At 68.9% G+C, this 12,844-nt stretch carries 11 protein-coding genes; 9 read left to right on the top strand and 2 right to left on the bottom strand.

Annotated features, from left to right (window positions below):
- Positions 1–48 precede the first annotated feature (48 nt).
- Both IE88_RS0103070 and hrcA read left to right on the top strand, forming a co-directional pair.
- Complete coding sequence (locus IE88_RS0103070) at positions 49–1,128, top strand: serine hydrolase domain-containing protein (RefSeq protein ID WP_031549988.1); 1,080 nt, start codon at positions 49–51, stop codon at positions 1,126–1,128.
- 40 nt (positions 1,129–1,168) lie between these two features.
- On the top strand, positions 1,169–2,200 hold the full coding sequence (gene hrcA / locus IE88_RS0103065) for a heat-inducible transcriptional repressor HrcA (protein ID WP_031549986.1): 1,032 nt from the start codon (positions 1,169–1,171) through the stop codon (positions 2,198–2,200).
- Here the strand turns inward: hrcA and cutA are convergent.
- The gene (gene cutA, locus IE88_RS0103060) at positions 2,190–2,510 is read right to left on the bottom strand and encodes a divalent-cation tolerance protein CutA (RefSeq protein ID WP_031549983.1); all 321 of its coding nucleotides are present in this window, start codon (positions 2,508–2,510) and stop codon (positions 2,190–2,192) included. The genes hrcA and cutA overlap by 11 nt on opposite strands.
- Positions 2,511–2,590: 80 nt before the next feature.
- Here cutA and grpE point away from each other — a divergent pair, with 80 nt between their 5' ends.
- The 5 genes from grpE (at position 2,591) to IE88_RS0103035 (ending at position 7,943) form a co-directional block, all read left to right on the top strand.
- The gene (gene grpE / locus IE88_RS0103055) at positions 2,591–3,262 is read left to right on the top strand and encodes a nucleotide exchange factor GrpE (protein ID WP_051881444.1); all 672 of its coding nucleotides are present in this window, start codon (positions 2,591–2,593) and stop codon (positions 3,260–3,262) included.
- A gap of 186 nt (positions 3,263–3,448) precedes the next feature.
- The gene (gene dnaK / locus IE88_RS0103050) at positions 3,449–5,374 is read left to right on the top strand and encodes a molecular chaperone DnaK (RefSeq protein WP_031549979.1); all 1,926 of its coding nucleotides are present in this window, start codon (positions 3,449–3,451) and stop codon (positions 5,372–5,374) included.
- Positions 5,375–5,561: 187 nt separating this feature from the next.
- A complete protein-coding gene (dnaJ, locus tag IE88_RS0103045) occupies positions 5,562–6,710 on the top strand; it encodes a molecular chaperone DnaJ (RefSeq protein ID WP_031549976.1) in 1,149 nt (382 codons plus the stop codon).
- A gap of 1 nt (position 6,711) precedes the next feature.
- A complete protein-coding gene (gene dapB, locus IE88_RS0103040) occupies positions 6,712–7,428 on the top strand; it encodes a 4-hydroxy-tetrahydrodipicolinate reductase (RefSeq protein ID WP_031549971.1) in 717 nt (238 codons plus the stop codon).
- Positions 7,425–7,943, top strand: a complete 519-nt coding sequence (locus IE88_RS0103035) for a retropepsin-like aspartic protease family protein (protein WP_051881443.1) — start codon at positions 7,425–7,427, stop codon at positions 7,941–7,943. Before dapB ends, IE88_RS0103035 begins: the two co-directional genes overlap by 4 nt.
- A gap of 6 nt (positions 7,944–7,949) precedes the next feature.
- Here IE88_RS0103035 and IE88_RS0103030 read toward each other — a convergent pair whose 3' ends face one another.
- Positions 7,950–9,206, bottom strand: coding sequence for an FAD-dependent monooxygenase (locus IE88_RS0103030; protein ID WP_031549968.1), 1,257 nt, complete (start codon positions 9,204–9,206; stop codon positions 7,950–7,952).
- A 140-nt stretch (positions 9,207–9,346) separates the two neighbouring features.
- On the opposite strand from IE88_RS0103030, the gene IE88_RS0103025 reads away from it, so the two are divergent.
- Together IE88_RS0103025 and IE88_RS17075 are read left to right on the top strand one after the other, a co-directional pair.
- Positions 9,347–11,788, top strand: a complete 2,442-nt coding sequence (locus IE88_RS0103025; RefSeq protein WP_031549966.1) for a DNA translocase FtsK — start codon at positions 9,347–9,349, stop codon at positions 11,786–11,788.
- A 100-nt stretch (positions 11,789–11,888) separates the two neighbouring features.
- Positions 11,889–12,653 (top strand): LolA family protein, encoded by a 765-nt coding sequence (locus IE88_RS17075; protein ID WP_051881442.1) that lies wholly within the window; start codon positions 11,889–11,891, stop codon positions 12,651–12,653.
- Positions 12,654–12,844: the final 191 nt, after the last annotated feature.

The raw sequence follows: 12,844 nt of genomic DNA, 5'->3' as shown, positions 1-12,844 counted from the left end.
AGAAGCGCCGGGTTGCGCTAGCCTGGCCGCCGGATGAGGGAGGAGAGCATGCAGGGCCCCCATATCGGCGCGATCGCACTCTTCATGGCCGCCCTCGGAGGCAGCGCGGCGGCGCAGAACGCGCGCCCATCCGCCCTCCCGCCGGACGCCGTTCCGGCCGCCGCGCGGGAAGCGACCGGCGCCCCCGCCGCCGCCATCATCGTCACGCGGCCCGATGGCCCGGTCTTCATCGCCTCGGACGGCAGCCGGATCGCGGGCGGCGACGCGGCGCCCGGGCCTGGCGACCCCTGGCATGTCGGATCGAACGCGAAGGCGATGACGGCCACGCTGGCCCTCGCCCTGGAGGCCGAAGGGGCGATCGCGCTGCCGGACAGCGTTTTGGAGGTTCTCGGGCGGCGCTTCGAGGTGCACGAGGCCTGGGGCGCCGTCACGCTCGAGGATCTCCTGCGCCATGAGGGGGGCGTTCAGCCGAATGCGGATCGCCTGACGATGATGCGCTACATCCTCGCGCCGACGGAGGATGCGGCGGGCGCTCAGGAGGCCCGGCGGGCCGTCCTGCGCCGCCTCCTCAAGGCGCCGCCGAAAGGAAGGATCGGCGAATTCGCCTATTCGAATCTCGGATACACGCTCGCCGGCGAGATGCTGAGCGCTGCGGGCGGCGCGCCCTATGAGACGCTGATGGAGGAGAAGGTCTTCGGACCCCTGGGCATGGAAGGCGTCGTCCTCGGCGCGCCCGGCCCGATCCGGGGGCACAAGGGACGGCCCGCGAAACCTTCGCCGAAGGGGGCGGACAATCCCGCCTTCATGGCGCCTGCGGGCACGTGGAGCCTGCCGCTCCATGCCTATGCGGCCTTCCTGACGGACCAGCTGCGCGGGCAGATGGACCTGCCAGGTACTCTTTTGCCGCTCGCCGCCTATGACGCGATGGCGACGAGCCGGCCCGGCAGCGGATACGGCCTCGGCTGGGGGGTGACGGCGGACGGATCGCTCATTCACAGCGGCTCGAACACGATGTGGTTCGCGACGGCCCGGATCATGCCGGAGGCGGGCGAGGCGGCGGCGATCCTGACCAATTCCGGGGAGCCGCTGGACTGGACGGCGATCCTCGAGGCGGCCGCGCGGCAATGACGGCTTTCGCTCCGCCCGCCGCGCGCCTACCTGAACAGGCGTGACGCTTCTGACCGACATCGACGCGCGCAGCCGGGCGCTCTTCAAGCGGCTGGTCGAGACCTATCTCGAAACCGGAGAGCCCGTGGGCAGCCGGACCCTGTCGCGCGGGCCCGGCATCGACGTGTCGCCGGCCACCATCAGGAACGTGATGGCGGACCTGACCGAGCTCGGCCTGCTCGGTGCGCCGCATGCCTCCGCCGGCCGCATTCCCACCGAGCGCGGCCTGCGCCTCTTCATCGACGGGATGATGGAGATTGGCGCGCCGAGCCCCGAAGAGCGGCGCGCGCTCGAAGCCGATGCGGGCGAGGAGGGGGCGGCGGATCTCCTGGACCGCGCGGCGCGGTCCCTGTCGGGGCTCACCCAGACCGCGAGCCTCGTCGTCGCATCCAAGTCCGACCGCCCGCTGCGCCATGTCGAATTCGTCCGCCTCGACCCCGACAGGGCCCTCGCCGTGCTGGTGGACGAGCGCGGCGATGTCGAGAACCGCCTGATCGCCCTGCCGCAGGGCCTTCCCGCCTCGGCGCTGGAACGGGCGAGCAATTTCCTCAATGCGCAGCTCTCGGGAAAGACGCTTACGCAGTCGAAACGAATGCTGCTCGATGAGCTCGAGGCCCAGCGCGGCCAGCTCGACGACCTCACCGCCGATCTCGTCCGCAGGGGCGTGGCCGAGATGGGCAACCTGCCGGGCGGGGCCAGCCAGCTGATCGTCCGGGGGCAGGCGAACCTTCTCGAAGGGGCGGGACAGGACCTCGAGCGTGTCCAGCAGCTCTTCGAGGAGCTCGAACGCAAGCAGGGGCTGATCGACCTTCTCGAAGCGGCGAAGGACGGCGAGGGCGTGCGGGTCTTCATCGGCTCGGAGAACCGGCTCTTCAGCCTGTCCGGCAGCTCCATCGTCGCCGCGCCCTATCGCGATTCCGAGCGGAACATCGTCGGCGTGGTCGGCGTTGTGGGGCCGACGCGGCTGAACTATGCGCGGGTCGTGCCGCTCGTCGACTATACGGCAGAGGTCGTCACCCGCCTCATTCGCTGAGGGTCTCGGCCTCGGCCCAGGCCGCGTAGCCTGCGCTCGCCCGCGCCACCTCCAGCACGATCAGCTCGGGCTCGTCGTAAGGGTGCGCCTCTGCGAGCCATGCCACCAGCCGATCCGCCAAAGACGCCGTCGTCTTGAGATCGAGGCGCCATTCCTCCTCCTGCGTGACCGCTCCTTCCCAGCGATAGGTGCTGAAAACCGGCGTCGTCTGCACGCAGGCGGCGAGGCGCGCCTCCACCGCCCGGCGGGCGAGGCTCGCGGCCTCCTTCCGGCTGCCGACCGCCGTCTGGACAATGACAAGGGCTTTCATTGTCTTGCCTCCGCTTGAACCTTCCCCTCCCTCTCCGTACATCCGCGGCCCCGGAACACCAATGAAGGCTGCGCTGCTACATGAGCGAGACGAACGGCCCTGCCGAAACCCGAGACGACACGCCGAACCCCGAAGACACCGCGACCGCCGCCGACGAGCAGCGGGACGAGGCCGCCTTCGAGCCGATCCCCGACCACCTGACCGACGAGGCGCTCGACGGCGCCCAGATCAAGCGGCTGGCCGAAGGGCGCATCGCCGAGATCGAGGCCGAGCGGGACCAGGCCAAGGACCAGGCCCTGCGCCTCGCGGCGGAACTCGAGAACACGCGCCGCAGGGCGGAGCGCGAGCGGGCCGATGCCGCCAAATACGGCATTTCCAGCTTCGCGCGCGACCTCCTGTCGGTGGCCGACAACCTCTCCCGCGCCATCGAGCTTGCGCCCGACGATCCGGCCAAGCTCGACAAGGGCGGCCTCGAGAGCCTCGTCGGCGGAATGAAGATGACCGAGCGCGAGCTGCTGACCGTCTTCGAGCGCCATGGCGTCAAGAAGCTCGACCCCAAGGGCGAGCGCTTCGATCCCAACGTGCACCAGGCGATCGCCCAGGTGCCCGGCGGCGGCCTGCCCAAGGATCACGTGGCGGATGTCGCCGCCCCCGGCTTCGTCATCGGCGACCGCGTCGTCCGCGCGGCCATGGTCACCGTCTCGACCGGTGCGGAACACACCGGCGAGGAGAGCGGAAACGAAGCGTCCTGAACCCGCGCGGGAGGCGTTGAAGCCCTCCCGGCCCGACCATATATGCGCCCACGAAGCGGAGCCTGCGGCTCCGCGAGGACTGCAAACCTGAGAAGATATGAGGGGCCGAACGCCCGGGGGCTCGCAAGGCTCCTTGAGGGGCTGAGACCCAGGCACCCGGCCCGCTTGAGAAAGGATTGAATTCCCATGTCCAAAGTCATCGGTATCGACCTCGGCACCACCAATTCCTGCGTCGCGGTCATGGAAGGCCAGGACGCCAAGGTGATCGAGAATGCGGAAGGCAACCGCACGACGCCCTCCGTCGTGGCCTTCACCGAAGGCGGCGAGCGCCTGATCGGCCAGCCCGCCCTGCGCCAGGCGGTCACCAACCCCGAGCACACCTTCTTCGCCATCAAGCGCCTGATCGGCCGTCAATATGACGACCCGACGGCCAAGAAGGACAAGGAGATGGTGCCCTATGCCATCGTCAAGGGCGACAATGGCGATGCTTGGGTCGAGGCCCGCGGCGAGAAATACGCGCCTTCGCAGATCTCCGCCTTCGTCCTGCAGAAGATGAAGGAGACGGCCGAGAGCTATCTCGGCTCCGAGGTCACCCAGGCCGTCATCACCGTTCCCGCCTACTTCAACGACGCCCAGCGCCAGGCGACCAAGGACGCCGGCAAGATCGCAGGGCTCGAAGTGCTGCGCATCATCAACGAGCCGACGGCGGCCGCGCTCGCCTATGGTCTCGACAAGCAAGAGGGCAAGACCATCGCGGTCTACGACCTCGGCGGCGGCACGTTCGACGTCTCGATCCTCGAGATCGGCGACGGCGTCTTCGAGGTGAAGTCGACCAATGGCGACACCTTCCTCGGCGGCGAGGACTTCGACCTCCGCATCGTCGATTTCCTGGCCGACGAGTTCAAGAAGGACCAGGGCATCGACCTGCGCAAGGACAAGCTGGCCCTCCAGCGCCTGAAGGAAGAGGCCGAGAAGGCCAAGAAGGAGCTGTCCTCGGCGAGCCAGTACGAGGTCAACCTGCCTTATATCACGGCCGACGCCTCGGGTCCGAAGCACCTGCACGTCAAGCTGAGCCGGGCGAAGTTCGAGAGCCTTGTCGAGGATCTCGTCAAGCGCACGATCGACCCGATGAAGGCGGCCCTCAAAGACGCCGGCATCCAGGCGAACGAGGTCGACGAGGTCGTGCTCGTCGGCGGCATGACCCGCATGCCCAAGATCCAGGAGACGGTGAAGTCCTTCTTCGGCAAGGATCCGCATAAGGGCGTGAACCCGGATGAGGTCGTCGCCAAGGGCGCGGCCATCCAGGCCGGCGTCCTGCAGGGCGACGTCAAGGACGTCCTCCTGCTCGACGTGACGCCGCTATCGCTTGGCATCGAGACCCTCGGCGGCGTCTTCACGCGCCTGATCGACCGGAACACCACCATTCCGACCAAGAAGTCCCAGGTCTTCTCGACCGCCGAGGACAATCAGTCGGCGGTGACGATCCGCGTCGCGCAGGGCGAGCGCGAAATGGCCGCCGACAACAAGATGCTCGGCCAGTTCGACCTCGTCGGCATCCCGCCGGCGCCGCGCGGCGTGCCGCAGATCGAGGTGACCTTCGATATCGACGCCAACGGCATCGTCAACGTGTCCGCCAAGGACAAGGCCACGGGCAAGGAGCAGTCGATCCGGATCCAGGCCTCGGGCGGCTTGTCGGATGCCGATATCGAGCAGATGGTCAAGGACGCCGAAGCCAACGCCGAGGCCGACAAGGAGCGCCGCGAGCGCGTCGAGGCCCGCAACCAGGCCGAAAGCCTCGTCCACTCGACCGAGAGCTCGCTCAAGGAGCATGGCGACAAGATCTCCGATGCCGACAAGAAGGGCATCGAGGACGCCATCGCCGACACCAAGAAGCTGCTCGAGGATGACGATGCCTCGGCCGAAGCCATCAACGGCTCCGTCCAGGCGCTGGCCCAGGCTTCGATGAAGCTCGGCGAAGCGATCTACGGCCAGGGCGGCGGCGATGCCGGCGCCGACGAGGCCGCGGCCGCCGACGCGGCGAGCGACGCCGCGCAGGACGCCGAGATCGTCGACGCCGACTACGAGGAAGTCGACGGCGACAAGAAGTCCTAAGACTTCACTGTGAACAGGAGGCCCCGCTTCGGCGGGGCCTCTTCACATTTCCCCTGTTCTTTCCCACCTTTGCTCCGTCATTCCGCTCGCTGCCGGTCCGGCAGGCTGCGCCGGTCTTCTCCGGCCGCGCCCGGTCCGGGGGCTCAGGCGGAACGGATGCGAGGATCGACGTTAAGAAACGAGCTTCATGGCCCAAGACTACTACCAGACACTCGGAATCGAGCGCTCGGCGGACTCCGCGGCCATCAAATCCGCCTTCCGGAAGCTGGCGATGAAATATCACCCGGACCGCAATCCGGGCGATGAGGACGCCGAGCGCAAGTTCAAGGAATGCGGCGAGGCCTATGAGGTCCTCTCCGACGAGCAGAAGCGCGCCGCCTATGACCGCTTCGGCCATGCCGCTTTCCAGAATGGCGGCATGGGCGGCGGCGGCGGCATGGGCGGCGGGTTCGCCTCCGGCGCCTTTTCGGACGTCTTCGAGGACATTTTCGGCGACTTCATGTCCGGCGGCGCGGGGCGTTCGCGCGGTCGCAGCTCGGCCATGCGCGGCGCCGACCTGAAATACGATCTCGAAATTTCGCTGCAGGAAGCCTTTTCCGGCATCAAGCGCGAGATCACCATTCCTTCCTCCGAGGCCTGCGAGAAATGCGAGGGCTCGGGCGCGGAGCCCGGAACGCAGCCCCAGGCCTGCCCGACCTGCGGCGGCATCGGGCGCGTGCGCGCCCAGCAGGGCTTCTTCACGGTCGAGCGGACCTGCCCGTCCTGCCAGGGCCAGGGCCAGATCATCGCCGATCCCTGCTCGGCCTGCGCAGGCCAGGGCCGTGTGCGCAAGGAGCGCACGCTGTCGGTCGACATTCCGGCAGGCGTCGAGGACGGCACGCGCATCCGCCTGACGGGCGAAGGCGAGGCGGGCCTGCGCGGCGGGCCCTTCGGCGATCTCTACCTCTTCGTCTCGGTCGAGGATCACGAGCTGTTCGAACGCGACGGGCCGGATCTTTACTGCGACGTCCATGTGCCCATGGTCACCGCGGCGCTCGGCGGCAAGGTCGAGGCGCCGACGATCGAGGGCGGCCGGGTCGAGATCAAGGTGCCCGAAGGCGCCCAGACCGGGCAGAAATTCCGCCTGCGCGGCGAGGGGATGACCCAGCTGCGCCGCAAGGCGCGCGGCGACATGTTCGTCGAACTGCGCGTCGAGACGCCCTCCAACCTCACCGCGCGCCAGAAAGAGCTGCTGCGCGAGTTCTGCGCGGAAGGCGGCGGGCAGGACTGCCCCCGCTCCAACGGCTTCCTCGACAAGGCCAAGGGCTTCTGGGACCAGCTCAAGGATGCCGGCTGAGATGCGGCTGGCGGTACTCGGCGCGACGGGCCGGACGGGCAGCACGGTCGCCAAGCTGGCCGATGCGGCCGATGACATCGAGCGGCTCGATTGGGATGGCCGCGCGGCCATTCCGGAGAGGGCGGAGGTCGTGGTCGACTTCTCCGTTCCAGAAGCGCTGATGGCGAAGCTGCCCGAAATCTCCGAGCGCGGCCTGCCGCTCGTCACCGGGACGACCGGCCTCGATCAGGATCAGCAGGCGGAGCTGCGCGAAGCGGCGACCCGCGCGCCGGTCGTTCAATCGGGCAACATGTCCATGGGGGTGACGCTCCTCTCCGTTCTGGTCGAGAAGGCCGCGGCTCATCTCGGCGAGGATTATGATATCGAGGTCGCCGAAACCCATCACCGCTTCAAGAAGGACAGCCCGTCCGGCACGGCCCTCCTGCTCGGCGAAGCGGCCGCGCAGGGGCGCGGCACCAGCCTGTCGAGCGCGGCCGTCTTCGGCCGCCACGGACGGACAGAGGCGCGCGCCGCATCCGAGATCGGCTTTTCCGTCCGCCGCGGCGGCGGGGTGCCGGGGGACCACGAGGTCGCCTTCCTGTCCGAAGAGGAGGTGGTGGGCCTGTCCCACCGCGCGCTCGGCCGCGACGTCTTCGGCCGCGGCGCCCTTCGTGCCGCGCGCTGGCTTCTCGGGCGTCCGCCCGCCCTTTACGGCATGCGGGACGTGCTCGACCTGTGAGGGACCGCGCCGGCCTCTACGCCGTCGGCACGCTGGCGGTGGTCCTGCTCTTTCTGGGCATGCAGACGGTCGACGATCAGGGCCGCTTCAATCCCACCCGCGCGCCTCTGCCCGCCAGCTTCGAGACCGGCCCCGGCGGCGAGCGCCGCATCGTGCTGGAGGCCGGGCCGAACGGGCACTTCTTCTTCGAAGGCGCCGCGAACGGGGCGCCGATCCGGTTCATGGTCGATACCGGCGCCAGCTTCGTCACCCTGACCGAGAGCGATGCGCGGCGGGCGGGCATCAACCTCGCCCGGGCCGATTACAACGTGCCGTTCGAGACGGCGAATGGCCGCGTCTATGCCGCGGGGGCGACGCTTGACGAGCTCCGGATCGGCGACGCACTGATCGAGAACCTCGCCGTCGCGGTGGTTCCCGACGACCGCCTGGGCGGGAGCCTGTTCGGCGTGAACGGCCTCAACCGCTTCGACCGCCGCGAGACGACCCGCGACCGCCTGATCCTCGAAGTCGAGTAGGGCCGGTCAAACCTTCCCCTCCCGCTGCAAGAGCCGGGGCAGGCGGCCGGTATCCCCGCCCGCCTGCCGTGCGAGAAGCCCGCGCAGCGTGTCCGACCGCTGGACGAGGCCGAAGCCGATCCCGGCCGCCGCGCGCATCACCCGCTCGCCGCTCGACAGGCCGCGCGCCAGCATGTCCGTGCCGAAGGCCATGGCCGCAATGTCCGCCCGGCGCCACTGGTCATACCGCGACAGCACCGCTGCGTGGCCGATATCGAGGCCCGTCTGCTGCGCTTCTGTCAGTACCTCGGCCAGAGCCGCGGCATCCTTGATGGCGAGATTGAAGCCCTGGCCTGCAATGGGATGGATGACATGGGCCGCATCGCCCACCAGCGCCAGCCTGTCGGCGGTCATGGCGGGGGCGAAGAGGAAGGAGAGCGGGTAGCGCAGCGGCTCGGTTTCGAGGCGCAGCTCGCCGAGGCCGTCCCCGAGCCGCCCCCGCACCGCTTTCAGAAGGTCCTCTTTCGAAAGCGCGGCGACGGCGCCGGAGCGGTCCGCCCTTTCGGTCCAGACGATCGAGCTGCGCATGCCCGTCAGCGGAAGGGCGGCGAAGGGGCCGTTCGCGAAGAAGGCCTGCCGCGCGACATTTCCGTGCGGCTCGGTATGGCCGATGACGAACGTGATCGCCTCCTGGCCGTATGGCCGCTCGATTTCCCGCAATCCCGCCTTGCGCCGCAGGGGAGAGCCGCGCCCGTCGCAGGCGACGAGGAGGCGCACGCGGGCGCGGCTTCCGTCGCTGAACGCGAGAGAGATGCTCCCCCTGTCCGCTTCGGTTTCGGTCACGCCGGCCCCGCTGCACTCGGTCATACCGTCCGCCTGCGCGCAGGCCTGCGAGAGCGCGGCAGCGAGGTCGGCATTCTCGACGACATGGGCGAGCGGCGTGCCCTCCCATACATCCTCCTCGGGGAGGAGGCCGGAGGGGAAGTGCAGAACGCCGCTGCGGACGCCGCCTGCGCGGAAGCGGTCCTGCGCCTCTCCGTTCGCAACGACGATGTCGGTGACGGGACAGGCGCTCGCCTCCAGCCCTTCCCAGGCGCCAACGCGGCCGAGCGCCCGGACGCAGGCATAGGCGAGGGCGGTGGTCCGGCCATCCCGCTTCGCCGTCCCCGCCCGCGCCGGATCGGCCAGAAGCACGGAAAAGCCGGCCTCCGCTAGGGCCAGAGCGGTCATCCTTCCGGCCATACCGGCGCCGGCCACGCAGATATCGAAATCGTATGAGGTCATGGCGAGCAGCTAGGCGCGAATGCGCCTCCCGGTCCAGACGGCGCATCAGCGCGCTGCGCCGGATACACGTCTCGTAAAGAAGCGTTAACCACGGTCCTTTCAAAAGGGCCGACCCCGAAAAGCCGCGACGGGAAATTCCGATGACGAGCCGCGACGCAATCGAAGAGCTGGCCCCCACCGCGCGCGCGTGGCGAGGCGTGCGCTGGCTGCTGGTTCGGGCCGGGGCGCTGGCGCTGATCGTCCTGTGCCTGTTCTGCCTTGCCAGCGTCGTCAGCTTCGATGTCTCCGACCCCAGCCTGTCCAATGCAACCGGCCGCGGCTTCGTGACCAATTGGGGCGGCGAGGCGGGCGCGGTGCTGGCCGACATCCTTCTCCAGACCTTCGGCGGCGCGGCGCTCCTCCTCCCGCTGGTTCCGATCCTGTGGGGCTGGTCCGCCCTGCGCTGGGGCGTGCCGGAGGGCGAAACGCGCGCGCAGTCCTGGTGGCGCGGAGGCGCCTGGGTCCTGAGCCTTCTTCTGATGGCGGGGTTCGCCGCCTGCCTGCCCGTCGCCGCCGACTGGCCCTTCGTCACCGCCATGGGCGGCGTGATCGGCGGCGGGGTCGCAGCGATCGCGAAGGCGCCGCTCGCCCTGCTCGGCCTGCCGGGCGCGGGTATCATCGCCGGCGCGCTCCTCCTTGCCGGCGCGGCGTGGATGAGCGGCCGGGCCGCGGGCGTGCGCCGCGACCATGTCGAGGCGGGGCTCGATGCGCTCTTCTGGTGCTATGACGTGCTCGCCGACCGCGTCCTCGCCTTCATCGACGCGCGCCGCGAGGCGGCCGCCGCCGCGAAGGAGGCGCGCGAGGAGCCGCCGCTGAGCGCGCAGGAGGACGAGGGCGGCACCGCCCGCGCCGAGCCCGCGCGGGACGATCTTCACGAGGATGACGACGACGGGGACGAAGACGAGGACGAGGAGCCCTTCGCCGCCGAGGCGTCGGCCGAACGCCCTTCCGCCCGCCGCAAGATCATCCGCGAGGTCCGCAAGGTGCCGGCGCGCAAGGCCGAGCCGCAGCCGGTCTTCGAGCCCTCGACCTACAAGCTGCCCCCGGTGAACCTCCTCAAGGCGCCAAAGCCCGACGAGGCGCGGGTGGTCTCGGATGCAGAGCTCGATGCGCGGGCGCGCCAGCTCGAAACCGTGCTTGCCGACTTCAAGGTGCGCGGCGAGATCATCAATGTCCGCCCCGGCCCGGTGGTCACCCTCTACGAGCTCGAACCCGCGGCGGGCGTGAAGTCCTCCCGCGTGATCGGCCTCGCCGACGACATCGCGCGGTCCATGTCCGCCATCGCCTGCCGGGTCGCGGTCGTTCCGGGGCGCAACGCCATCGGCATCGAGCTGCCGAACGACGACCGCGAAACGGTGCTCTACCGGGAAATGCTGACGGCGGACGGCTTCGCGCGCGGCAAGGGCCTGACCCTCGCCCTCGGCAAGGATATCGGCGGCGAGCCGCAATATGCGGACCTCACCAAGATGCCTCACCTGCTGATTGCGGGGACCACGGGCTCGGGCAAGTCGGTCGGGATCAACACCATGATCCTGAGCCTGCTTTATCGTCTGCCCCCTGATCAGTGCAAGCTGATCATGGTCGATCCCAAAATGCTCGAGCTCTCGGTCTATGAGGGCATTCCGCACCTCCTCGCGCCGGTCGTCACCGATCCGCGCAAGGCCGTCGTCGCGCTCAAATGGACCGTGCGCGAAATGGAAGAGCGCTATCAGCGCATGTCCAAGGTCGGCGTGCGGAACATTCACGGCTTCAACGAGCGGGTGAAGGCGGCCGAGGCGAATGGCGAGCAGATGACCCGCAAGGTCCATTCGGGCTATGACGACGAGACCGGCGAGCCGACCTACGAGGAAGAGGCGCTCGACTACGAGCCCATGCCCTATATCGTCGTCGTCATCGACGAGGTCGCCGACCTGATGATGGTCGCGGGCAAGGATATCGAGGCCATGGTCCAGCGCCTCGCCCAGATGGCGCGCGCCGCCGGCATTCACCTCATCATGGCGACTCAGCGCCCTTCGGTCGACGTCATCACCGGTACGATCAAGGCGAACTTCCCGACCCGGATCTCCTTCCAGGTCACCTCGAAGATCGACTCGCGCACCATTCTCGGCGAGCAGGGGGCCGAGCAGCTCCTGGGCATGGGCGACATGCTCTACATGGCGGGCGGCGGGCGGATCACCCGCGTCCACGGCGCCTTCGTCGCCGACGACGAGGTCGAGAAGATCGTCGCGCACCTGAAAAAACAGGGCAAACCCGACTACGTTCAGGAAGTCACCGAAGGCGGCGAAGAGGGCGACGACGCCGTCGCCGCGGCGATGGGCCTTTCGACCGGCGGGAATACGGGTTCGGGCGACGCGCTCTTCGACCAGGCCGTCGCCGTCGTTGCGCGCGACCGCAAGGCGTCGACCTCCTACATCCAGCGGCGCCTGCAGATCGGCTATAACCGGGCGGCGACCCTGATCGAGAAGCTCGAGGAAGAGGGGATCGTCAGCCCCGCCAACCATGCGGGCAAGCGGGAAGTCCTGATCGGCGAGGATGCGGCCTGAGGCGAACGCGCTGAAAGCGCTCTCGAAACGGTAAGGGGCGGGCGGCTAGGCCTATCGCGGCCCGATGCTTACCTTTCTGGGTCTGTGAGGAGGATCGCCCGTGATCATCAGCCCTGTCGCGCCGCTCGTCATGCTGCTTCTGGCCGCCGCGCCGCAGGCGCAGGATACCGCTCCGGCCGTTCCGGCCGAGGACGCGCCTGTCGACCTGACAGCGCCGCCTGCCGAACTGATCGAGGCGCGCCCGGTGCGGTCCGCGCCGAGCGAGCCGGTCCCTCTCGCCGCGGAGGCCGAGGCGCCCGCCGAGCCGCGCGCCTTTCCCGGCCTGTCCGACGAGGCGGTCTTTCAGAAGGCCGCCGGCGCGCTCGAAGGCATAGACAAGTTCCAAGCGCGTTTCGTTCAGACCGCGCCATCGGGCAATGTCTCGGCCGGCACGCTCTATCTCGACCGGCCCGGCCGCCTGCGTTTCGAATATGACGAGCCGAACCCGCAGCTCATCGTGGCGACCGGCGGCCTCGTCTATGTTCATGACGAGGAACTGGAAACGACGGACAGCTATCCGGTCTCCCAGACCCCGCTGCGCTATCTCCTGTCGAAGCGCATCGATCTCGACGGCGCGATCCTCAGCGGCGTCCAGCGCACGGCGGACGAAGTCGCCGTCACCCTTCAGGCCGCCGACGAGGACCTTCAGGGCGAGGTGGCGCTGGTCTTCGATGCCGAGGACATGATGCTGCGGCGCTGGGCGGTCTTCGATCCGCGCGGCGGCGTCACCGTGGTCGCGCTCGAGGACGTCGACACGGAGGCGCGCCTTCCGGGCCGCCTGTTCCGGGCACCCGATGCGGGCGGGACCTTCCTGCGCGACCGCTGATCTTCATGGGGTTTTCCGGTTGATTGTCACAGGCAGGAACTTGCCTGCTCTTAACTGGTCTTCGCTCATTTGGCACATACACTGTTGAAGCGGTTTGAGGCGGGTCTGCGTTGCCCCCCGCTCGAGAGGCCCGTTTCTCGCCGCGCTTCCGGCCGAGCCTGCCCCGCTCGGTCCTGACTGCCCAAAATGGC

It is taken from the genome of Parvularcula oceani (assembly GCF_000733125.1).
Lineage (GTDB): Bacteria > Pseudomonadota > Alphaproteobacteria > Caulobacterales > Parvularculaceae > Parvularcula > Parvularcula oceani.
The sequence above is the reverse complement of the archived record's forward strand: the minus strand, read 5'-3'. Positions and strand labels throughout refer to the sequence as shown.

Coding starts and splice junctions, on each gene's coding strand:
- IE88_RS0103025 (WP_031549966.1), top strand. CDS start 9,347: ATGACGAGCCGCGACGCAATCGAAGAGCTGGCCCCCACCGCGCGCGCG.
- dapB (WP_031549971.1), top strand. CDS start 6,712: ATGCGGCTGGCGGTACTCGGCGCGACGGGCCGGACGGGCAGCACGGTC.
- cutA (WP_031549983.1), bottom strand. CDS start 2,510: ATGAAAGCCCTTGTCATTGTCCAGACGGCGGTCGGCAGCCGGAAGGAG.
- grpE (WP_051881444.1), top strand. CDS start 2,591: ATGAGCGAGACGAACGGCCCTGCCGAAACCCGAGACGACACGCCGAAC.
- IE88_RS0103030 (WP_031549968.1), bottom strand. CDS start 9,206: ATGACCTCATACGATTTCGATATCTGCGTGGCCGGCGCCGGTATGGCC.
- dnaK (WP_031549979.1), top strand. CDS start 3,449: ATGTCCAAAGTCATCGGTATCGACCTCGGCACCACCAATTCCTGCGTC.
- IE88_RS0103070 (WP_031549988.1), top strand. CDS start 49: ATGCAGGGCCCCCATATCGGCGCGATCGCACTCTTCATGGCCGCCCTC.
- dnaJ (WP_031549976.1), top strand. CDS start 5,562: ATGGCCCAAGACTACTACCAGACACTCGGAATCGAGCGCTCGGCGGAC.